General features: G+C 57.6%; 18 protein-coding genes. 9 read left to right on the forward strand and 9 right to left on the reverse strand.

Going from position 1 to position 20,404, the window contains the following annotated elements:
• Window positions 1-121: 121 nt before the first annotated feature.
• The 6 genes from G6R15_RS14155 to G6R15_RS14180 are packed head-to-tail and all read left to right on the forward strand — an operon-like array spanning window position 122 to window position 5,722.
• The gene (locus G6R15_RS14155) at window positions 122-1,384 is read left to right on the forward strand and encodes an imelysin family protein (RefSeq protein WP_164660613.1); all 1,263 of its coding nucleotides are present in this window, start codon (window positions 122-124) and stop codon (window positions 1,382-1,384) included.
• A gap of 28 nt (window positions 1,385-1,412) precedes the next feature.
• A complete protein-coding gene (locus tag G6R15_RS14160) occupies window positions 1,413-1,691 on the forward strand; it encodes a bacterioferritin-associated ferredoxin (RefSeq protein WP_164660614.1) in 279 nt (92 codons plus the stop codon).
• Window positions 1,654-2,139: a bacterioferritin gene (gene bfr, locus G6R15_RS14165; protein ID WP_164660615.1), complete on the forward strand. Its 486-nt coding sequence runs from the start codon at window positions 1,654-1,656 to the stop codon at window positions 2,137-2,139. Before G6R15_RS14160 ends, bfr begins: the two co-directional genes overlap by 38 nt.
• Window positions 2,099-3,637, forward strand: a complete 1,539-nt coding sequence (locus tag G6R15_RS14170) for a di-heme oxidoredictase family protein (RefSeq protein ID WP_164660616.1) — start codon at window positions 2,099-2,101, stop codon at window positions 3,635-3,637. The genes bfr and G6R15_RS14170 overlap by 41 nt, the downstream gene beginning before the upstream one ends.
• Window positions 3,637-4,641 (forward strand): imelysin family protein, encoded by a 1,005-nt coding sequence (locus tag G6R15_RS14175; protein WP_164660617.1) that lies wholly within the window; start codon window positions 3,637-3,639, stop codon window positions 4,639-4,641. The genes G6R15_RS14170 and G6R15_RS14175 overlap by 1 nt, the downstream gene beginning before the upstream one ends.
• Complete coding sequence (locus G6R15_RS14180; protein WP_240336769.1) at window positions 4,631-5,722, forward strand: DUF1513 domain-containing protein; 1,092 nt, start codon at window positions 4,631-4,633, stop codon at window positions 5,720-5,722. Before G6R15_RS14175 ends, G6R15_RS14180 begins: the two co-directional genes overlap by 11 nt.
• On the opposite strand, the gene G6R15_RS14185 is transcribed toward G6R15_RS14180, so the two are convergent.
• Entirely contained in the window at window positions 5,709-6,224 is a 516-nt protein-coding gene (locus G6R15_RS14185) for a potassium channel family protein (protein WP_164660618.1), read from the reverse strand. The two genes, G6R15_RS14180 and G6R15_RS14185, sit on opposite strands and share 14 nt — an antisense overlap.
• A gap of 213 nt (window positions 6,225-6,437) precedes the next feature.
• Entirely contained in the window at window positions 6,438-7,355 is a 918-nt protein-coding gene (locus G6R15_RS14190) for a rhodanese-related sulfurtransferase (RefSeq protein WP_164660619.1), read from the reverse strand.
• 173 nt (window positions 7,356-7,528) lie between these two features.
• Here G6R15_RS14190 and pncA point away from each other — a divergent pair, with 173 nt between their 5' ends.
• The 3 genes from pncA to pncB all read left to right on the forward strand — a co-directional run bounded on the left by pncA (window position 7,529) and on the right by pncB (window position 11,769).
• A complete protein-coding gene (gene pncA, locus G6R15_RS14195; RefSeq protein ID WP_164660620.1) occupies window positions 7,529-8,122 on the forward strand; it encodes a bifunctional nicotinamidase/pyrazinamidase in 594 nt (197 codons plus the stop codon).
• A gap of 75 nt (window positions 8,123-8,197) precedes the next feature.
• A complete protein-coding gene (locus G6R15_RS14200) occupies window positions 8,198-10,417 on the forward strand; it encodes an ATP-binding protein (RefSeq protein ID WP_164660621.1) in 2,220 nt (739 codons plus the stop codon).
• Between the two features lie 62 nt (window positions 10,418-10,479).
• Complete coding sequence (gene pncB / locus G6R15_RS14205; protein ID WP_164660622.1) at window positions 10,480-11,769, forward strand: nicotinate phosphoribosyltransferase; 1,290 nt, start codon at window positions 10,480-10,482, stop codon at window positions 11,767-11,769.
• Here pncB and G6R15_RS14210 read toward each other — a convergent pair.
• The 7 genes from G6R15_RS14210 to G6R15_RS14240 form a co-directional block, all read right to left on the reverse strand.
• On the reverse strand, window positions 11,766-12,686 hold the full coding sequence (locus G6R15_RS14210; RefSeq protein ID WP_164660623.1) for a DMT family transporter: 921 nt from the start codon (window positions 12,684-12,686) through the stop codon (window positions 11,766-11,768). The two genes, pncB and G6R15_RS14210, sit on opposite strands and share 4 nt — an antisense overlap.
• Window positions 12,679-14,130, reverse strand: a complete 1,452-nt coding sequence (locus G6R15_RS14215; RefSeq protein WP_164660624.1) for an aldehyde dehydrogenase family protein — start codon at window positions 14,128-14,130, stop codon at window positions 12,679-12,681. Before G6R15_RS14215 ends, G6R15_RS14210 begins: the two co-directional genes overlap by 8 nt.
• Window positions 14,131-14,187: 57 nt before the next feature.
• The gene (locus tag G6R15_RS14220) at window positions 14,188-15,786 is read right to left on the reverse strand and encodes an ABC transporter ATP-binding protein (RefSeq protein ID WP_164660625.1); all 1,599 of its coding nucleotides are present in this window, start codon (window positions 15,784-15,786) and stop codon (window positions 14,188-14,190) included.
• Complete coding sequence (locus tag G6R15_RS14225) at window positions 15,783-16,598, reverse strand: ABC transporter permease (RefSeq protein ID WP_164660626.1); 816 nt, start codon at window positions 16,596-16,598, stop codon at window positions 15,783-15,785. Before G6R15_RS14225 ends, G6R15_RS14220 begins: the two co-directional genes overlap by 4 nt.
• A 121-nt stretch (window positions 16,599-16,719) precedes the next feature.
• Entirely contained in the window at window positions 16,720-17,667 is a 948-nt protein-coding gene (locus G6R15_RS14230) for an ABC transporter permease (protein ID WP_164660627.1), read from the reverse strand.
• Between the two features lie 10 nt (window positions 17,668-17,677).
• Window positions 17,678-18,721, reverse strand: a complete 1,044-nt coding sequence (locus G6R15_RS14235; protein WP_240336770.1) for a hypothetical protein — start codon at window positions 18,719-18,721, stop codon at window positions 17,678-17,680.
• Between the two features lie 98 nt (window positions 18,722-18,819).
• A complete protein-coding gene (locus tag G6R15_RS14240) occupies window positions 18,820-20,307 on the reverse strand; it encodes an ABC transporter substrate-binding protein (protein WP_164660629.1) in 1,488 nt (495 codons plus the stop codon).
• Between the last annotated feature and the right edge of the window lie 97 nt (window positions 20,308-20,404).

Consider the following 20,404-nt stretch of genomic DNA (forward strand, 5'->3'; position numbering starts at 1 on the left):
CCGATAAAAAAACTCAGGATTGACTTAACTGAGTTATTTTGTCAGATAAGTGCCAACCATTAGGCCGCTCGCGATTTCTGCGACAGGTGTCAGGACTCAATTCAAACAAGGATCAAATCGGATGAAATCCCTATTCTTCGCTGCAACGGCGCTTGGCCTGACCATGGGCACTGCAGTGCTGGCAGCCAACAAAGCCGATGTACTGAGCAACTATGCCACCATTGCTGAAGCCAAGTATCAGGACAGTCTGATTACGGCGCAGCTCTTGCAATCTGCCGTAAACAAGCTGATCGCTAACCCGTCGGCTGAAAATCTGCAGTTGGCCAAAGATGCTTGGTTGGCCTCGCGCGTTCCGTATCAACAGACCGAGGTCTATCGTTTTGGAAATGCCATCGTCGACGAGTGGGAAGGTAAAGTGAACGCCTGGCCGCTGGATGAAGGTCTGATTGACTATGTCGATGCCAGCTATGGTGGCCCGTCGGATGAAAATGAACTCGCTGCACTGAACATCGTGGCAAACCCGTCGTTCACCCTGTCGGGTAAAACAGTTGACGCGGTCAAGATTACGCCGCAGCTGCTGGCCGATACCCTGCACGAAGCAGATGGGATCGAAGCAAACGTGGCGACCGGCTATCACGCCATCGAATTTCTGCTCTGGGGTCAAGACCTGAATGGTCACGGTATTGGCGCAGGCAACCGTCCCTGGACCGACTATGCCAAGGGCGAGAATTGCACCCACGACAACTGTGACCGCCGTGGCCAATACCTCAAAGCCGCGACCGATCTGTTAGTCAGCGACCTCGAATGGATGGCCGCGCAGTGGGCCGACGGTGGTGCGGCGCGTGCGTCGGTTCTGGAAGATGAAAACGCTGGCATCGTGACCATCGTGACCGGCATGGGCAGCCTGTCTTATGGCGAGCAGGCCGGTGAGCGGATGCGCCTAGGCGTGATGCTGAACGACCCCGAGGAAGAGCATGATTGCTTCTCGGACAACACCCACAACAGCCACTACTACGATGGTCTAGGCGTGCAGAATGTGTACTTGGGCGAGTATGTTCGCGTGAACGGCGAACTGGTTTCGGGCCCTGCTCTGGCGGATCTTGTTGCGGCGGCAGACGCGGATTTAGATGTCGAAATGCGCACCAAACTGGCCACCACAATGATGGCCTTGGGGCGGATCAAGACAGCTGCCGAAAGCGGCTTTGCCTATGACCAGATGCTGGAACGTGGCAACGCGGCGGGTGAGGCGCTGATCATGGGCGGTGTGGACGGATTGATCGACCAAACCCGCAGCATTCAGCGCATCACGGCAACCCTAAAGCTCGACAACATCGATTTTGAGGGATCGGATTCACTAGATAACCCCAACGCGGTTTTCCACTAACCGACGCACTCAGTATGGATCACAGAACATGATCGTTTGTCACTGTACCAACATTTCTGACCACGAGATCCGAGCCGCCATCGACTGGATGCGCGCTTCGGACCCCGAGGCGATCATCACACCCGGCAAAATCTATCACGCCCTTGGCAAGGCGGCGGATTGTGGCGGGTGCATGCCATTGTTTCTCGACACAATGCAGTCGAGTGATAACCTTGAAGTCCCAATGCATCTGCGGCGCCTGCGCGTCGTGGCAACACAGGAGAGTGGTTATGAAGGGCGACGCAAAAGTTATCGAGTATCTCAATAAATCCTTGCGGCACGAGCTGACGGCCGTCAGCCAGTACTGGTTGCACTATCGCCTGCAAGAGGATTGGGGCCTCATGCATATGGCGAAGAAAAGCCGCGAGGAATCCATCGAAGAGATGGAACATGCGGACAAGTTGATCGAACGGATCATCTTCCTTGAAGGTCACCCGAACCTGCAAAAACTGGATTCCTTGCGTATCGGGCAGAATCCGCGCGAAACTCTGGAATGTGACCTTGCTGCAGAAATCGATGCCCGTGCGCTTTATGCCGAGGCGCGTGATTATTGTCGTGAGGCGGGCGATTACGTGTCGATGTCGCTGTTCGAGGGGCTGCTTAAGGACGAAGAGAGCCACATTGATTTCCTGGAAACCCAACTTGACCTCTACGACCGGATCGGCGCCGAAAACTATGCGATGCTCAACGCAGCAAAAATGGACGAAGGCGAGTAAATCGCTGATTGGGGTTGCCGTTCTGGCGGCGACCCCTGGATTGGCGGATGTCCTGTCCGATCCACATCTGAACACCCTTCCACGCACCCAAGACGAAGCCAATCGCGTTCAAGCGGTGACCTCGCCCGTGTCTGATTTTTCCACGGCTGAGAAGTTTGAGGCCCGCTCGGGAGGCGCGGCGTCGGTTCCGGCCAGGGCGGATGCAGACGCGTTTTCGCAACCTTCGGGCAATATGGCGTTCGAGCGGGAACTGGATTTTCGGCTGGGCAATGGCCTGTTCAAAAAGCTTTGGGTGTCGTCGCCCTCGTCGACTTTGGCTTCGGACGGGTTGGGACCGCTTTACAATGCACGTTCGTGCCAGCGGTGCCACGTCAAGGATGGTCGCGGGCATACCCCCAATGGCCCCGACGACAAGGCAGTGTCGATGTTTCTGCGCATCTCGATCCCCGGTAGCGTGACGCCTGACGGGATCGCGGATTACCTCGCAACCCAGCCCGACCCAACCTACGGGCTGCAATTGCAGGATTTTTCGCTCCCGGGACATCCGGCCGAATACAAACTGCAGGTGAGCTATTCGGAAATTCCGGTTGTGATGTCGGGTGGTGAAGTGATCACCTTGCGCAAACCTGATTATTCGGCTGCCAATCTGGGCTACGGACCGCTTCACCCGGATGCGATGCTCAGCCCTCGTGTCGCGCCGCAGATGATCGGTCTGGGCCTGCTCGAAGCCATCCCGGCTAGCGATATCTTGGCGAATGTAGACGCAGACGACTTGGACGGTGATGGCGTCTCGGGGCGGGCGAATGTTGTTTGGTCTGCGGAATTTGATCAACCGATGTTGGGACGTTTCGGTATAAAAGCCGGGTCGCCGACGATCAACGAACAATCCTCGGCCGCGTTTTCTGGTGATATCGGCATTTCGACCCCGTTGTTTCCTGATCCGTGGGGGGAATGCACTGTGACGCAGGCCGCCTGCCGCGCTGCGCCGCATGGCGATAATGATGTGCGTGGGCACGAGATTGATCACGAGGCTATGAATCTCGTTACCTTTTACAGCCGCAATCTGGCCGTGCCCGAACGCCGAGACGAAAGCGACCCGCTGGTGTTACGCGGCAAACAGGTGTTTTATGACACGGGTTGTATCGCCTGCCACACTCCTAAATTCGTAACCCATCGCTTGGAAGGCCAACCCGAGCAGAGCTTTCAGCTGATCTGGCCATATACGGACATGCTGTTGCACGACATGGGTCCCGGCCTGGCCGACAACCGCCCTGAGGCGCGTGCGACCGGATCGGAATGGCGCACGGCTCCGCTTTGGGGGATTGGCTTGACGCAGCAGGTTAGCGGTCACACGCAATTCCTGCATGATGGGCGCGCACGATCGCTGATCGAGGCGATCCTGTGGCACGGCGGTGAGGCGCAGGCGCAACGCGATGCCGTGGTGGCCATGCCCAAAGCCGACCGGGCTGCCCTTGTTCGATTTCTGGAGAGCCTTTGATGTTTCGAACTTTTGCCTTGTCTCTTGCGCTTGTCTTGTCAGCCCCGGTTCTGGCGGATCAAGCCAGCAAGATTCTGGACGAACTGGTGCTGCCCGGTTTTGCAGATCTCGCGACGTCCAGCGCGGTTATGGCCGATGTGGCGCAGGCTGACTGCACCGCAGCGTCTGAACCACTGCGGGTGGCCTATGCCACAGCATTTGACGCTTGGATCGGTGTAAGCCATCTGAGATTTGGTCCGACTGAGACAGAGAACCGTGGTTTTGCCCTGGCCTTTTGGCCCGACAGCCGCAGCAGCACGCCCAAGACCTTGAGCGCGCTGATCGCAAGCCAGGACCCTGTTGTGGACGATACAGAGGCGTTTCGATCTGTGTCGATTGCGGGGCGTGGGTTTTATGCGTTGGAGTATTTACTTTACGATGATCGGTTGAACGCATTAGGCGATGAAAGTTACCGCTGTGCTCTGGTTCAGGCGATCGCGCGGGATATCGCAGACACCAGCCATGCAATGAATCGCGACTGGCTGGTCCGCTATGCCGATGAAATGCGAACCCCACGCAAGGGTGGGGTGTACCAAACGCGAGACGAGGTCTTGCAAGAGCTTTATAAGGCGCTCGACACCGGGTTACAGATCAATTCCGACCTGCGATTGGGCCGTCCTTTGGGCACATTCGACAGACCCCGCCCCAGACGGGCCGAGGCATGGCGGTCGGGTCGGTCATTGCGGCATGTGCAGATATCTCTGGAACGGGTGCACGCGTTGGCTGGATTGCTGGCTGCCGGAAATGCCCAGTTGTCTCAGGTCTTGGACGTCAAGTTCGAGACAGCGTTGCGAAAGGTCGATGCTTTGGACGATCCCGATTTCGCGGGTGTTGCGACGCCTGCGGGGCATTTTCGGGTAGAGGCCTTGCAGCAGGTGATCAACGACATCCATACAGAAGTGACGCACTCGCTCGGGCCTGAATTGGGCGTATCTGTAGGGTTCAATTCCCTGGATGGTGATTGAAATGGCGACGCGGCGCGGATTTCTGGCAGGTCTTGCAGCCTGCACCCTGACCCCGGTTGCGGGATGGGCCAAGGTGGGTGGCCCTGCGTTCCTTTCGGCGGCTCGCGCATCTGACAACTCGTATCACCTGTTTGGTTTGACCGGGCAGGGGGAGTCTGTGTTTCATATCCCCCTTCCGGCGCGGGGCCATGCGGCAGCGGCGCACCCTGACCGGGCCGAAGCTGTGGCTTTTGCCCGCCGACCCGGGCGCTTCGCGGTCGTTCTGAACTGTGCGTCTGGGGCGGCTCTGGCCGAACTGAACGCGCCAGAAGGGCGGCACTTCTATGGACATGGCGCCTTTTCTTCGGCTGGAGAGTTGCTGTTCACCACTGAGAATGATTTTGAAAATGCCAGAGGCGTCATAGGTGTTTGGGATGCGTGGACCTATGACAGGATAGGTGAGTTTCAATCGGGCGGAATTGGTCCGCATGACATCCGATTGATGCCTGACGGGCAAACCTTGGTCGTCGCCAACGGAGGCATTGAAACGCATCCCGATAGCGGGCGAACCAAGTTGAACCTGCCGTTCATGCAGCCAAACCTGACTTATCTGTCAGTAGAAGGGGACGTGCTGGAACAGGTGGAATTGGCGTCCGAGATGCACATGAACTCGATCCGTCATCTGGATGTGCGAATGGATGGTTTGGTGGGCTTTGCCACACAGTGGCAGGGCGGCAGGGCCGACAGCCCCTCAGTCATCGGCCTGCACCGTCGCGGCGATTCGCCCAAGCTTGTGAACGTCGGGCGAGATCAGGCGCGCGCCATGGACGGCTATGGCGGCAGCGTGGCGTTTTACGATGGCGGTGTACGCATAGCCGTTTCGTCACCTCGAGGAGGGGTTGTGCAACTGGGGGATGTCAGTTCCTGCGTGGTCGATGGTCAGCTGCACATGCCGGACGTCTGTGGTTTGGGTGTGTCGCGCGGTGCACTGCGAACGACAACCGGATCCGGGGCGTTCTGGGCGGCGACCGGCAAGCCGAAAATTCTGAACGAGCAGCCATTGGCCTGGGACAACCATCTGGTGCGGGTCAGTCGGGATTAAACCGGCGTTGCGCACGGTGAGAATATATCCCCACGGCGGCGGATACAAAGAGGCCCAGTAGAATATAACCCGCCACGGCTTCTGCCACGGCGACGCCCCGGCAGAGGCCCTTTGGATGCAGATCGCCAAACCCCACAGTTGTGAAAGTGACGTACGAAAAATAGAGCACATCGGCTGCAGTTCGCGCGCCAACCACGCACAAGTCATAGTAGCCGAATGAACCATAAACGGCAGCAAACAGAAACGGCACCACTTGGATGAAAGACACGCCCATCAGCATCAGCTGATGATGCGGAGATTTGATGCGCGTGGCGTAAATCCATATCTGCGAGATCATCCAAACCGTGAGCCCGATTATGGCCCAGGTGCCGATGGTGTTGCCAGCTGTGTCGTCGTGCAGATGGGAAAGCGCATAGAATGCGGCCGAGCTGACAACCACCAGTCCGGCGGATCCAAACAAGGTCGAGCGCCACCATTCCAGGTTCATTTCCGGCTCTGTCATTTTTGACCCCGTTGTGTCGTTCAGCTTTCACATTGAAACATAACGCTTTTGCCTCATCGAGAGAACGCCTCAATTATTGGAGACTAATTGCGTAATGTAACGGGGTGCTCCCGCCCGGCGCTACGCCCAAAGCCGCTAGCGGTACCGACGTAGTCGGGATCGCTCGGGTGCGGGAGCTCTCCCGTCAACCATAGATGACTTATAGCAGTGGGCTTACTTGGGTTGCGGCGTGACGCCCAGATGCTCTTCGCCACGTTCGCGCGACAGCGAGATCTGTTTTTGCCGCTCTCGGAATCGGCTCTTGTCCGCCTCTGTTGTTTCATCCACGCAGCGGTGACACGACACGCCGTGTTCGTACTCCGGGCGCTTCATATCTTCGGGCAAGATCGGGCGGCGGCAGCCGTGGCACAGGGCATGCGGCCCCTCGACCAACCCATGACCGACTGACACGCGGTTGTCGAAAACAAAGCAGTCACCGTTCCAGGTGCTATTGTCGGCAGGCATCTCTTCTAGATAGCGCAGGATACCACCCTTGAGGTGATAGACGTCCTCGACCCCCTGGCCGAGCAGGAAGTTGGTCGACTTCTCGCAGCGGATGCCGCCGGTACAGAACATCGCCACCCGTTTGTTATGAAAGCGATCCTTGTTCTCCTCCCACCAGGCAGGGAACTCGCTAAAACTGGCCGTCTCGGGGTCAATAGCGCCTTCGAACGTGCCGATTTCGACTTCGTAATCGTTGCGAGTGTCGATCACCACCACGTCATCGGCGCGGATCAGCTCGTTCCAATCCTCGGGCTCGACATAATGACCAACGCGCGCGACCGGATCGACGTCGGGTTGCCCCATGGTTACGATCTCTTTCTTCAGGCGCACTTTCATCTTGCCGAACGGCGGAGTGTCGCTGCTGGCTTCCTTCCACTCTAAATCTGCACAGCCGGGTAGTGCGCTTATATGAGCCAGTACCGCATCAATGCCGGCACGTGGGCCTGCGATGGTGCCATTGATCCCCTCTTGCGCCAAAAGCAGCGTGCCTTTGACGTCATTGGCCTGGCACAGTTCAAGCAACGCTGGCTTGATGGCTGCGGGATCGGGGAATCGGGTGAAGTGGTAGAGTGCTGCAATCGTGTACATGACAGGGGCTTTAGAACCATGTCCCTTTGGGTGCAATGGGCTGAAACACCTTATTTGCATGGTTAAAACCTACAAGTTTCGGACATGTTTCCGATATTTCGGCGGATCACAGGTGGTTTGCAAAGCGCTGTCAGCGGGTTACACCCGTGATCAGTCACAATGGGAGAGTGTGAATGAGCAACGCGTTGATCGTCATTGATGTGCAGAACGATTTTTGTCCGGATGGTGCTTTGGCCGTGGTCGACGGGGATAAAATCGTGCCCGGAATCAACGCGATGATGGCAGAGTTCGACGCGGTAATTTTGACGCAGGATTGGCATCCGGCGGGGCATTCGTCTTTTGCAAGTTCCCACCAGGGTAAATCCCCGTTCGAGATGATCGAAATGTCCTATGGGCCGCAAGTTCTGTGGCCCGATCATTGCGTTCAAGGGACAGAGGGCGCGGCATTTCATGGTAACCTCGATGCGTCTGCAGATCTGATCATTCGCAAGGGATTCAGACCCGGCGTCGACAGTTATTCGGCATTTTTTGAGAACGATCAGTCTACACCGACTGGGCTCGAAGGTTATCTGAAAACACGTGGAATCTCAGATCTCACGATGGTGGGATTGGCGCTGGATTTTTGCGTGCATTTCTCGGCCGTTGATGCCGCACGTCTTGGGTTTCAGGTCACAGTTGATCGTGCCCATTGTCGGGCCATCGACATGGACGGCTCGTTGGCTGCTGCTGAAACGGCGATGCGGGACGCGGACGTCAGGCTGGTCTGAAGCAAAAGTTGCAATTTCTTAACTGACTGGCGGTTAGGCTTTGGACAATGGTGATCATTGTTCCAAGGGCCGGTCATGCCTGAAAACGCCTCGTCAGACGCGGGCCGATTGGCCGCGTACGAACGACAATACAGTCCAAACGGATTGTTGATACGCTACGCGCGCGGGCGGGTGGCCAATTTCTCGGCGCGCCAGATCATGACGGTGATTGGTGGTGTCGTTCTGGGTACAATGAACAGTCCCTGGCAGGGGGCGCTTGTCATGTGTTTAGCGCTGTTGGGCGAGGCCGTGGACTGCTTCTATTTGCGTCACGCGGATCGTCAGTTGGCAAAGGGCGTATCGTTCCCCAAGCTGCGTCTTATCAGTACGTTTACTGCTGGATTTCAGGCTGCGACGATTTCCGTCTGTGTAGTCCTGGCTTGGCAAGGGCCAGTCACGGGCCTGTCTCCATTGTTTTCATCGGCGTTTCTGGCAGGTGCTGCGATCAACGCGGGGCTGGTTTTGCCATTCCACCGACCAGCAGCAATCGCGCGGCTCGGCATTTATGCGACGACGGCGGTCGGACTGTTTGCTTATGACGCGTTCACCAGCGTGGTCCATGGCGCCGATTTGGTGATGAACACCGTCGGGGCCGCCATGTTGGCTTATATGGTGGCGTTGTTTCTGCAATTCGTCGTCAGTGGCTTTCATCGGCACAAACGGTCGATGTTTGAATTGACTGAAAAAGGGAAAGAGCTGATCAACAGCCGGAAAGAGGCCGAGAGGCTTTCGCTGGTTGCGCGAAACGCGAATGACAGCGTGATTGTGTCCGGCCCCGCAGGCGAGATCCTGTGGGTCAACGATGCGTTCAGCCGAATAACCGGATACACAGCACAAGAGGCCGTGGGGCGCAGTCCGGGTGAGTTGCTCAACAGCCCGGAAACCGACCCCAAGGCAGTTGACGACATTCGCGAAGCCATCCTGAGCGGTCAACCCTATCGGGGCGAGATCCTAAACAACACAAAGGACGGGAGAACGATCTGGGTCGAAACAAATCTGGTTCCCGTTCTTGATGACAACGGACAGGTTGAGGTTGCCGTGGCTGTTGAACGCGACATAACCCAAGCCAAGACCTACGCCCGTGAAATGGCGGCCGCCCGTGAAGCAGCGGTTGAAGGTGCGCGTGCCAAGGCCGAGTTTCTGGCAACAATGAGTCATGAAATTCGCACGCCAATGAATGGTGTAATTGGCATGACTGAGGTGTTGTTGGATACGCACCTGACAATAGAGCAAAGAGAATTCACCGATACCATTCGCAGTTCGGCTCGCGCTCTGCTGACCATTATCAACGACATTTTGGACCTGTCGAAACTCGACGCGCAAAAAGTAGTGCTTAGCCAGGTAGACTTCGACCTTACCCGGTGTTTCGAAGAGACGCTCAGGCTGCTTCGTCCGCAGGCAAAGGGCAAAGGACTGACGCTGACCCTCGATGTGTCCGGTACCTTGCCTAAGATGGTCCATGCCGACGATGGGCGACTGCGGCAGATCCTGATTAACTTGATCGGAAATGCGATCAAGTTCACGGAATCAGGCGGGGTCACTGTAACGCTCTCGGCCAATCGTTGGGGTGATGGTCATCTGCTTTCCATTGATGTGATAGACACCGGAATCGGGATTCCACCTGACAAAATTCAGCAGATATTTGAGCGGTTTTCGCAAGCAGATGCTGCGACCACGCGTCTTTATGGGGGCACTGGCCTGGGCCTGACGATTTCTCAGGAGTTGGTTCAGATCATGGGAGGAGAGATCCGAGCAGACTCCACTGAAGGTGCTGGATCCCGGTTTTGTGTTGAATTGCCAGTGGGCGCGGTCGAAGATTGCGCAGGACATGATGCAGAGTGGCGTGATGGGCCGACAATGGATCTTAGCCTTTTGGCAGGGAAGCGGGTTCTTGTGGCCGAGGATAATCGCGTCAACCGCCTGCTGATGCGCAAATTCTTGGCCGATACGCCAGTTGATCTGTCTTTTGCCCACGATGGGCAGCAGGCCATTTGCCGTGTTGAGGATGACCCGCCTGATCTGATTTTCATGGACATGTCGATGCCAGTGATGGGTGGCATTGATGCAACTCGACGCATTCGTGAAATGGGTGGAAAGCAACCAGCCATTGTTGCGTTGACCGCAAATGCCTTTGACAGCGACAAAGCTGCTTGTCGTCAGGCCGGTATGGATGACTTCCTTAGCAAACCGGTGCGTCGCGCTGATTTGCTGGCCTGCATGATGGCTCAGTTTGGCGGCGGCAAGGGGGCTGCGTAATCAAATTGCGTTGCCGGTGCTCGTGGCGTATCCATGCGGAAGTCAAAGGACGAGGGCTGCCCGTGGACATTGCTACACGCGTCTATAATCACAAGTGGAAAATCGATCCGATTGTCCGCTCGTTGATAGATACCGATTTCTACAAACTTCTGATGTGCCAGTCGGTTTTTCGCAACCGTCCCGAGACGGATGTGACTTTTTCACTGATCAACCGGTCGACACACATCCCGCTGGCTGATTTGATCGATGAAGGCGAGTTGCGCGAACAGCTGGATCACATCCGGTCGCTGCGGCTAAGCCGGGGCGAGAGCACCTGGCTGCGCGGCAATACGTTTTACGGCAAGCGTCAGATGTTCCGTCCCGATTTTATGGAATGGTTTGAGGGGTTGCAGCTGCCGCCTTACCATCTGGAACGCAAGGGTGACCAATACGAGCTGATGTTCGAGGGCAAATGGCACGAGGTGATGCTGTGGGAAATTTCTGCATTGGCTGTGCTTATGGAGCTGCGTTCGCGTGCGGTGATCAACGACATGCGCCGGTTCGAGCTGCAGGTGCTTTATGCCCGCGCCATGACCCGTGTCTGGGAAAAGATCGAACGGTTGCGGGGTATTGACGGGCTGAGCATCGCTGATTTTGGCACCCGTCGGCGTCACAGCTTTCTTTGGCAGGACTGGTGCGTACAGGCCATGATGGAGGGTCTGGGCAAAAGTTTCACCGGCACCTCAAATTGTCTGATTGCTATGCGCCGTGAGGTCGAAGCCATCGGCACCAACGCGCACGAACTGCCGATGGTCTACTCTGCTCTCGCCAAGGGTGACGGGGCGCTGGCGCAAGCCCCTTATGACGTCCTGAGCGATTGGCATGATGAGCACGACGGTAACTTGCGGATCATTCTTCCCGACACTTATGGAACCAAGGGCTTTCTAGACCACGCGCCGGATTGGCTGGCGGGCTGGACGGGTATCCGTATTGACAGCGGCGACCCGGCATCTGGTGCCGAGATCGCCATCGACTGGTGGAAAAATCGCGGTGAAGACCCCACGCAAAAACGTGTGATTTTTTCGGATGGTCTCGATGTAGATAAGATCGCCGAGCTGCATGCGCAGTTTGCGGGACGGGTCAATGTTTCGTTTGGTTGGGGCACTTTGCTGACCAATGATTTTCGGGGGTTTGTGCCCGGCGATGGGTTGGCACCGTTTTCGCTGGTGTGCAAGGCTGTATCAGCTAACGGCAACCCCACGGTCAAACTGTCCGACAACCCGGAAAAGGCAATGGGTCCAAAGGATCAAATCGAGCGTTACAAGCGCGTGTTCGGTGTTGGCGAACAACAAGCGATTGAAGTCGTGGTCTAACGCCTCAACCGTCGTTCGCGCCAGATCACCAGTAACCCTCCGGCAACGATCAAAAGAGCGCCGGGGAACAGATCGCTCCATGGTGCCTCGTCAAACACCAGCCATCCTGCGACAAAGGCAATCGGGATGCCGAAATAGCTGAATGGGGCCAAGTTGCTTTGTTCTGTCATCCGATATGACACGACCAGGAACAGCACGGCGGTGCCGCCAAACATTCCCATGGCTACGATCCACAGCAAGTCCTGGGTGCTGGCAATGGGGGAAAACCCACCGGCAAAAAACGCCAACGCGAACGCTCCGAACAGGGCGGCCAAAACCGAATAGAGGTTGATCAGCGGCGACGGCACATCTGGGTCCATCTGGCGGGCGGTCACCCCGGTCAGGGCGTAGAAGAACGCCGCCGCGAGTGGGGCCATCGCCTCGAACCCGAATCCATCGCCCGTTGGATTCATGACCAGGATCACGCCGACAAAGCCCAAAGCCACTGCAAACCACCGGATCATCCCCACCTTTTCCCCCAGCAGCGGCACAGCGAGCGCGGTCATGAAAATGGCGTTGGAGTACGAAATCGTTGTGGCCGTTGCAAAGGCCATGACGCCCAAAGAGTAATAAAAGCAGAACTGTGCAAAGGTGACGATCACGCCGCGCATCAGCCCCAGTTTCCATTGCCGGATGCGCCATGGACGTCCCGATTTGTGCCAATTGGGTGAGGACCAGAGCGCGATCACGCTGGGAATGATACCAAAGAAGTTGCGATAGGCCGACAGTTCGGCGGCCGAATAACGCGGCGACAGATATTTGATGATCAATCCCATAATGTCGAACAGGGTCAGCGCCAACAGCGACAGGGCAATTGCAAGGATTAGGTTATCTTTGCGTCCCGATGTGGCCGATGGCGTGGCCGCATGTTCAGCCATGATAGGCTGCGACGGTTTTCAGTTGTGAAAAACCGTACAACGCCTCGAATCCTTTTTCGCGCCCGTGCCCGGATTTTCCGACACCACCAAACGGTAGCTCGACCCCGCCGCCTGCGCCATAATTGTTGATGAACACCTGACCTGCCTGCAGTTGCTTAGCCAGTCGCATCTGCCGTGCTCCGTCGCGCGACCAGATGCTGGCAACCAAACCATAGTCGGTGGAATTTGCGATGCGGACGGCCTCTTCTTCGGTGTCAAAGGGGATCAGTACCTGTACGGGGCCGAAAATCTCTTCCCGAGCCAGCGTGTGATCGGCGGGCACATCGGCAAAAAGTGTGGGACGAACATAGGCGCCAGTCTCGGGCGCGTTATCGACAATGACACCCTGGCCCGCGACATTCAGGTCCGCGCCTTTTTTCAGGAACCCGGTCACGATCTCTTTCTGCCTGTTAGAAATCAGTGGACCAACCCGCAAGTCATCCCGCGCGGGGCCAACAGAGAGCGCACCATATGCCTCGGCCATGCGGGATTTAACCGTTTCGTACACTCCGCGTTGAACCAGAATTCGTGACGATGCGGAACAGGTCTGGCCTGCGTTCTGGATACCGGCGTTGACCAGAAACGGCAGGGCCGCGTCCAGGTCGGCGTCGTCAAACACCAGTTGCGGTGATTTTCCACCCAGCTCCAACGTGACGGGCACGACGTTTTTACCCGCCGCTTGCTGCACCAAAGCCCCCGTCGCGACTGACCCGGTGAACGAGATATGGTGAATACCGGGATGCGCTGACAGCGCCGCGCCGGCCTCGGCCCCGATGCCGGGCACCACGTTTAGCGCCCCCGCCGGCAGACCGGCCTGCACGGCCAGATCGGCAAAAGCCAACGCTGTCAAACAAGCTTCTTCCGCCGGTTTCAGAACGGCCGCGTTGCCCATGGCCAGTGCTGCCCCAAGCGACCGTCCGATGATCTGCATCGGGTAGTTCCATGGCACGATATGTCCGGTCACCCCATGTGGTTCGCGTAGGGCGTAAACGGTGTAACCGTCCAGATAGGGGATCGTCTGGCCGTGGATCTTATCTGCCGCGCCCCCGTAGAACTCGCAATACCGCGCCAGGGCCACTGCATCGGCACGGGCTTGTGTCAGGGGTTTGCCCACATCGGTGGCCTCGATGGCGGCCAATTCATCGACCTTGTCCAGAACCAGCTGCCCCAATCGGGTCAGGAGACGACCGCGTTCAAATGCGGGCATTTGACCCCATTCTCCGTCCAATGCGGCCCGCGCCGCTTGAACCGCCGCATCGATATCTGCCGCCGCGCCGCGTGCGATATGGCATATCTCGGACCCGTCCGACGGATCAACCAGAGGCAATGTCTGCCCCGAGACCGCAGGGCGCCATTCACCACCGATCAGGCACAGGGTTGGATCAAACCAAAGGTGGGTGGTCATGGCGGGCTCCAATTGCTTTGAAATATCACGAGCGCGAGTAGGGCGCGTGTTGCGCGATCATGCAACCCCTCGCGTGATCTTGGGAAGACGCGGTGCGGCGGCCAAAAGCGCCTCGGTATAGGGGTGTTGTGGGTCAGAAAACACCTGTTCGGTGTCACCCTGTTCCACGATCTTTCCGGCCTGCATGACCATCACCCGATCCGTGATCGTGCGCACCACGTTCAGGTCGTGACTTATGAACAGATAGGTCAAGTCGTAGGCTTCACACAGTTCGGCCAGAAGATCGAGGATTTGCGCCCGGACCGAGACATCGAGGGCCGAGACGGCTTCGTCAAACAGGATCAATTTGGGGCGGGTGATCAAGGCGCGTGCGATGGCAATGCGCTGGCGTTGGCCGCCAGAAAACTCGTGGATGTATTTGCTGGCATCGTCGGGGGACAGGCCAACGGCGGCCAGCATTTCGGCGATGCGATCCGAGCGCTCTGTGCCTTTGGGCGGGGCATCCATCAAGTAAAATGGCTCGGTGATCAGCCGGTGCACTTTGTGACGGGGATTAAAACTGCCGAAAGGGTCTTGAAACACGACTTGCATCTTGCGGCGCACGGCTCTGTCCGGTTTGTGTCCGGAAAACACTGTGCTGCCATCTAGCAAGATGTGACCCTGTTGTACTTCTTCAAGTCCCAGAATGGCCCGTGTCAGGGTCGATTTCCCGCAGCCCGATTCCCCGACCAAACCTAGGCGCTCACCCCGGTGCAGGGTAAAACTCACGCCATCCACGGCGCGGTGGAATTCAGGCGGTGCGAAAAGTCGCGTTCGGGGTTTGCGGTAGTCCCGCACCACATCCGCCACCGCCAGCAGGGGTTGCAGGTCTGGCACCGGGGGCAGCGTTACCTGATGGTCCGAAGCCTCGAACAGCATCCGGGTATAGGGGTGCTGCATGTGGCGTAGCAGGTGTCGGGTGTGCCCGGTTTCGACCACTTCGCCATGGCGCATGACCACGATGTGATCGGCCAGATCGGCCACGACAGCAAGATCGTGGGTGATCATCAACATGCCCATGCCATACTCGGTGACCAGTCCCTGGAGCAGGTCCAGGATCTGCGCCTGTGTGGTAACGTCGAGCGCCGTGGTCGGTTCATCCGCAATCAGAAGACGCGGGCGCAGGGCGATGGCCATAGCGATGACGACCCGTTGGCGTTGTCCTCCCGACAGTTCGTGTGGGAACCGGGACAGTGGAAACCGGTTGGGGGGCAGGCCCACACGGGTCAGAACTTCACGCGCGCGTTCTTCGGCTTGGGCAGGTGGCAGGGCTTTGTGGATGAGGATGGTTTCCATCACCTGATCGCCGATAGATTTGACAGGGTTGAGCGCGGTCATCGGTTCCTGAAACACCATACCAATGGATTGACCCCGCAAGGCGCACAATTGGTCCTCGGGCAGGTCGAGCAGCTCTTGCTCCTCCAGTTGGATGGAGCCGGATGCTTCGGCAGTCTCGGGCAGTAACTGCATCACCGAAAGCGCTGTCATGGACTTGCCCGAGCCGCTTTCGCCAGTGACGGCCACGATTTCCCCTGGGCTTAGGCTCAGGTCGACCCCTTTGAGGATGTTGTGCGCGCCAATTGACAGGGACAGGTTCCGGATCTCGAGCAAATTCATGTGCGGGCCACCCGGATGCGGGGATCAAGCCAATCGCGTAATCCGTCGCCCATCAGATTCAGACCCAGCACTGTCAGGATGATGGCGCAACCCGGGATCAGGGCCAGATGCGGGGCAAAGCTGACCATTGTCTGTGCGTCCGCCAGCATACGGCCCCAGCTGGGGGTGGGGGGCTGCGCGCCAAGGCCGACGTAACTCAGCCCTGCTTCGGCCAGGATGCCCAGGCTGAACTGAATGGTGCCTTGCACGATCAGCAGGTTTGCGACGTTGGGCAAGATGTGCTCGGCCGAAATGCGCGCGGCGCCTTTGCCCGCGACGCGGGCGGCCATGATAAATTCACGCTCCCACAGACTAAGCGCCGCGCCGCGGGTGATCCGGGCAAAGACCGGGATGTTGAAGATACCGATGGCGATGATGGCGTTGATTGCTCCGGCGCCAAAGATGGCAGTTATCAGGATGGCGATGACCAATGAGGGAAAGGCAAAAACCAGATCGTTGCCACGCATGATCAGCTCGTCCAGCCACATGCCCTTGCGAGCTGCCGCAGTCAGGCCAAGGGGAATACCCGCCGTCATACCGATACCGACGGCGACCAGGGCCACTGCGATCGAAGTGCGGGCACCCACCATGATCATCGAAAGCATGTCGCGACCAAAGTGATCTGTGCCCAGCCAATGGGTCGCATTGGGCGGTTGCAGCTTGTTGGGAATGTCGAGCGCGGTATGGTCGTAGGGCGTCCACAGGAATGAAAGTACAGCGGCCAGAACCACGAGTGACGATAAGGCCGTACCAAGGATCAGATTGCGGCTCATGATGATGCTCTGAACCAGGAGCGGGCGCCGCGGGCGAGGCCGTATGGGCGCAGCGCGCCCATACGGCCTCGCCCGCGGCGCGGTTCCGCGTTATGGAAATGGTATCTTAAGGCAGGGCAGGTCATGTCCGGCTCTTTAGGCGGGGATCGACAGCGGCATAGGCCAAGTCAACAACAAAATTCACCACGATCACCGCAAAGACCAGCAGCATCACCACCGATTCCACCACGATTAGATCACGCGACGAGATGGCCTGAAACACCAACCGCCCCAGCCCTGGCAGATAGAACACCTGTTCGATAATGATTGACCCTGCCAGCAGAAACGAAAATTGCAATCCAATGATGGTCAACACCGGGATCAGCGCGTTGCGCAACCCGTGCCGCCAGAGCGCCTGACGGCGGCTGAGGCCCTTGGCGCGGGCAGTGCGCATGAAATCTTCTCCCAAGACGTCGAGCAAAGCGGATCGCATGACGCGCGCCAGAATGGCGGCCTGTGGCAAGGCCAGCGCGATGGCGGGCAAGGTCAGCGATTGCATCGCCGGGCCAAACCCCTTGTCCCATCCGGCAAATCCGCCCGCGTTGAACCAGCGCAGGTTGATGGCAAAGACCAGCACCAGCATCATAGCGAACCAGAAGTTGGGCACCGCAACCCCCAACTGTGTCGCCCCCATCACCGCAATATCGCCGGGCTTACCCCGGCGCGAGGCGGCGTAGATGCCAGCGGGAAAGGCGATAAGCGTGGACAGGGTCAAAGCATAAAGCGCCAGCGGCAGCGACACCCACATCCGATCCGCGATCATCTGGGATACTGGCGTGCGGTAGGTATACGACGTGCCAAAATCCCCGGTCAGCATGCCCCCAACCCAGGTCAGATAGCGCTCGGTTTTGGGCACATCCAAACCCAGCTCGGTCCGCAAGGCAGCCAATGTGTCAGGCTGCGCATTTACCCCCAGCATGAAAGACGCGGGATCGCCCGGTGCCACTTCGATCACGGCAAAGATCACCATTGATGCGACCGCAAGGCTAAGGGTCAGCGACAAAAGGCGTTTGAGGGTATAGCGAAGCATCGACGCAGACTCAGTCCACGACCAGATAATTCATCACGGCAAATCCCACGATTGCGGCATACCCCAACGGATAGATCCATTTGATCGCATAGTTGTCGAGCTTTCGGGCCACGTCCTCCCGGTCCGAGGTTTTGAGCCGCCTGAGCAGCACGCTGAATATGATGATTGCACCCGTCACGACGAACATCCATTGCAGGATGAAGTCCAAAAACGTCAAATAACCTAGCTTGGGCAAATCGTCCGAGATCACCCAGTTGAACGCCACAAACACAAGCAGGTTGGCGCCTGCGATCTCGATCCTCTTTCGGTATTCATCCAGAAAGAACAACGCCCAACTGCAGGCGATCAGCACCAGCATCGGCATGAAGATGCGGATGGCATAATACATGATATGCCGACGCCCTTCGAATGCCAGTGCGACCTTGGCGCTTGGCGCACCAGAGAGCCCAGTGGTGGTGCTCAGAACCATGTTGGGGCGTTCCAGAATCCACTCTTCTTCACCTAGCAGGTCGCCCAGACCGGAAAACTCTTCGAGCACCGTGTATTGCACGACGTCAGCTGGATAGACCGAAACGATTTCAAAAAAGAACTGCTGCTGGTCAAAGGGGTATTTTTTGAAGTTGAAATAAGGCGCTTGCAATGTCAGCGAGGACTTTTCGAAATACGTAACCTTGCCGGTGTATTCGATGGCGACGATGGATTGGTGAATCCAGCGGTTGGATTGCTGGTTCTGCACGACAAAGGCAGGCACGATTGTTGGCAGCGCTGTTGCGTATTCGACAAAAGCCTCGGGTTTGACGATGCGTGTGTCGCGTCCAATTTCATCCCGGTCAAATGCCAGAGAAGGATCATGCCAACTGGCGCGGATCGTGGCCACAGCGCCGTAGTTTTCGGACTTTTGATCCACGAACGAGATTTGGTCGATGTGAATCCCGACACCGACCTGCAGCGGGTTTTCGGGCGTGCCAACGGCCTGATTCATGTCCGAGCGGAACAAGCCCTGCGCAGCCACTTGGGCAGGCATCAGCATGTCTAGCGCCATCAGAAAGGACATCAACGCAAGTGGCTTAAGGAAATGTAGGATATTCATATCACGTATAATTCACTGAAAGCGGCCACCGGGCCCTCAATCGGGGCCCGGTGGCGTTTTCATCAATCAGCCCAGCTGACGGCGGTCAGATCATTGGCCGCTGTAGGTGCATTGACCCACAGACCCTGAACGCCCGCCTTGGCGACGCTTAGCGCAGCCAACTGGAACAAATAACCGTTCACATAATCTTCCGAGATCATGGTTTGCGCCTGGCCCAGAAGCTTGGACCGCTCATCCGGATCAGTGGTCGAATTCAACGTGGTCATCAGCTCTTGGAACGCTGGATTGTCGTACTGGAAATAGTATTCAGGCCGGGCATAGATGCCGATGTCCATGGGTTCAGTATGGCTGACGATGGTCAGGCCAAAGTTCTTGCCACGGAACACGGTTTCCAGCCACTGCGCCCATTCCACGTTGGTGATCTCGGCCTTGATGCCGACCTGGGCCAGTTGCGCGGCGATGATCTCGCCACCGCGACGGGCGTAAGAGGGGGGCGGCAGGTGCAGGGTGGTTTCAAACCCATCCGCAAACCCGGCCTCGGCCAGCAGGGCCTTGGCCTTTTCCGGGTCATAGGCCGAATTGCCGGTCAGATCGACGTATGCGGGATGATGCGGTGCAAAATGCGTACCAATCGGCGTGCCGTAGCCAAACATCGCACCATCCACGATGGCTTGCCGGTCGATGGCGTGGGCCACAGCCTGACGAACGCGGACGTCATCAAATGGCGGCTGCTTGTTGTTGGTCGACAGAATCGTTTCGCCCTCGGTCGAGCCCACTAGAACCTGAAACCGCGGATCTGCCTCGAACTGTGGCAGGTTTTCGGGGGCAGGGAAGCCGCTGAACACATCCACATCCTCGGCCATGACGGCGGCAAAGGCGGCGGTAGGGTCCGAGATGAACTTGAACGTGGCCTTTTCCAGCGCAGGCTGATCGCCCCAGTAATCCGCGTTGCGTTCCAGGTCGATCTTGTCGCCCTGCACCCAGCCCGCGAATTTGAAGGCACCGGTGCCGATGGGGTTGGTCTTGATGCCGTCGATGCTTTCTGGCGCCACGATCACCGCGTCACCCCAGGCCAAGTTGAACAGAAAATTGCCGTTGGGCTCTTTCAGCGTGATCTTGACAGTCAGCGGATCGATAACCTCGACCTCTGTGATCCCGGAAAACAGTGCCTTTTGCGCGTTGGCGCTGTCTTCTGAACGGGCGCGGTCGAGGCTGAATTTGACGTCTTCGCCGTCCATCGTGGTGCCGTCATGAAAGGTCACGCCGTCATGCAGTTTGAACGTATAGACCGTGCCGTCATCCGAGATTTCCCAGCTTTCGGCGAGCCCTGGCACAATAGCGCCGTCGCCCATGAAGCGGGTCAGCCCTTCGAATACATTGGTGTAAACGACAGAGTCGATGGCCTGCGCTGCGGCACTGGTAGGATCCAGGTGAGGCGGTTCCAGCTGCATCGCCACGGTGATGTCCGATTTGGCAATGGCCTGAGTTGCCAGCAAGCTGACGCTTAGCGCCAAAGCTGCTTGAAATGTGTGTTTGAATGCGTGTCCCATTATGTTCTCCCCAGCAATATCTCGCTCGCCCGACCCGGGAATCTGGCGGCTCAAGCTTCACTGTTTCCTTAAACTTTGGGTCAATCAAGGAAATGTT

Source organism: Tropicibacter sp. Alg240-R139 (assembly GCF_900537075.1).
In the GTDB taxonomy this organism is placed as follows: domain Bacteria; phylum Pseudomonadota; class Alphaproteobacteria; order Rhodobacterales; family Rhodobacteraceae; genus Falsiruegeria.

Excerpts from the sequence above, each read along its gene's own strand:
- G6R15_RS14155 (WP_164660613.1), top strand. The coding sequence starts at position 122 with ATGAAATCCCTATTCTTCGCTGCAACGGCGCTTGGCCTGACCATGGGC.
- G6R15_RS14160 (WP_164660614.1), top strand. The coding sequence starts at position 1,413 with ATGATCGTTTGTCACTGTACCAACATTTCTGACCACGAGATCCGAGCC.
- bfr (WP_164660615.1), top strand. The coding sequence starts at position 1,654 with ATGAAGGGCGACGCAAAAGTTATCGAGTATCTCAATAAATCCTTGCGG.
- G6R15_RS14170 (WP_164660616.1), top strand. The coding sequence starts at position 2,099 with ATGCGATGCTCAACGCAGCAAAAATGGACGAAGGCGAGTAAATCGCTG.
- G6R15_RS14175 (WP_164660617.1), top strand. The coding sequence starts at position 3,637 with ATGTTTCGAACTTTTGCCTTGTCTCTTGCGCTTGTCTTGTCAGCCCCG.
- G6R15_RS14180 (WP_240336769.1), top strand. The coding sequence starts at position 4,631 with ATGGTGATTGAAATGGCGACGCGGCGCGGATTTCTGGCAGGTCTTGCA.
- G6R15_RS14185 (WP_164660618.1), bottom strand. The coding sequence starts at position 6,224 with ATGACAGAGCCGGAAATGAACCTGGAATGGTGGCGCTCGACCTTGTTT.
- G6R15_RS14190 (WP_164660619.1), bottom strand. The coding sequence starts at position 7,355 with ATGTACACGATTGCAGCACTCTACCACTTCACCCGATTCCCCGATCCC.
- pncA (WP_164660620.1), top strand. The coding sequence starts at position 7,529 with ATGAGCAACGCGTTGATCGTCATTGATGTGCAGAACGATTTTTGTCCG.
- G6R15_RS14200 (WP_164660621.1), top strand. The coding sequence starts at position 8,198 with ATGCCTGAAAACGCCTCGTCAGACGCGGGCCGATTGGCCGCGTACGAA.
- G6R15_RS14210 (WP_164660623.1), bottom strand. The coding sequence starts at position 12,686 with ATGGCTGAACATGCGGCCACGCCATCGGCCACATCGGGACGCAAAGAT.
- G6R15_RS14215 (WP_164660624.1), bottom strand. The coding sequence starts at position 14,130 with ATGACCACCCACCTTTGGTTTGATCCAACCCTGTGCCTGATCGGTGGT.
- G6R15_RS14220 (WP_164660625.1), bottom strand. The coding sequence starts at position 15,786 with ATGAATTTGCTCGAGATCCGGAACCTGTCCCTGTCAATTGGCGCGCAC.
- G6R15_RS14225 (WP_164660626.1), bottom strand. The coding sequence starts at position 16,598 with ATGAGCCGCAATCTGATCCTTGGTACGGCCTTATCGTCACTCGTGGTT.
- G6R15_RS14230 (WP_164660627.1), bottom strand. The coding sequence starts at position 17,667 with ATGCTTCGCTATACCCTCAAACGCCTTTTGTCGCTGACCCTTAGCCTT.
- G6R15_RS14235 (WP_240336770.1), bottom strand. The coding sequence starts at position 18,721 with ATGTCCTTTCTGATGGCGCTAGACATGCTGATGCCTGCCCAAGTGGCT.
- G6R15_RS14240 (WP_164660629.1), bottom strand. The coding sequence starts at position 20,307 with ATGGGACACGCATTCAAACACACATTTCAAGCAGCTTTGGCGCTAAGC.